Annotated in this window: 1 pseudogene; it reads right to left on the minus strand. The window is 42.3% G+C overall.

The annotated features are described in order from the left end of the window. Positions 1 to 137: pseudogene (locus tag ACQCT8_RS18960) on the minus strand (reverse transcriptase domain-containing protein); the annotation flags it as partial. Between the last annotated feature and the right edge of the window lie 710 nt (positions 138 to 847).

The raw sequence follows: 847 nt of genomic DNA on the forward strand, positions 1-847 counted from the left end.
TAAGCTAGTAGAATATTTTCTCTGGATGTAATAATGTCATATAGATGGTTAAAAGATTCTTTTTGGCTAGCTCTTTCGTGTAAATCAGTAAAGGTTTCCGTCATATTGTAGTAATCCCAATATCTCAAAGTTGACATTGTGGCATCCCTCCCAATGAGTGATGTTCCCACATTCCTACCCGATCGATGTCATTCACGTAAAAGAAAATAATCATTCTACATCACTAGACTTGGGGCTGTTCCTCCACTCTCATTACAAGAGATTCATAGGTCATGCCCCTACCTTCACAAAGATAAATGTATTTTGGCTTTTGCCTTATTACAAACGTTTTGGATGACAGTCCTTATTTCAACGTTCCTTGCTTCCCAAGTACCTTACAACGTAGCTATCCATTCTAGACGTAGGTGCTTCCTTTAAGCCTGCGAGCTTGATACCGCCATTGTTCGGTATAGCGTATTTCAGAGGGAGCAGTTTTACTCAACACCACTCGCCCCACCGTAAGGTGGGACATAGCTTTACACTATGTTCTAACTTTAGACCTTTAATTTCGGAAGTTTGTCAGTTCCTTTCGAGTGGAACATACTCACCTTATCTAGTTTTTCAGCCAACCGGCATATCAGTTAGCATACCTCTTCCAATGGAATGGCTCTAGCTTTCCTTCTGCCGACTCTACCTGTGCTTCGAACCCCATGAACTGTCTTTCATGACGCACGCAGGAGTCTTGATGAGGTCGTTTCGGAAAAACATGGTTTCATCATTCCGACCTTCGGTTGTAAAGTTGGAATTTCTTAATCGAATTCCCTGCATTTCACGCTGCAAAGCGCTTATAGCAGAACTTGTCGCGCGC

Source organism: Jeotgalibacillus proteolyticus, assembly GCF_050107735.1.
GTDB classification, from domain to species: Bacteria; Bacillota; Bacilli; order Bacillales; family Jeotgalibacillaceae; genus Jeotgalibacillus; species Jeotgalibacillus proteolyticus_A.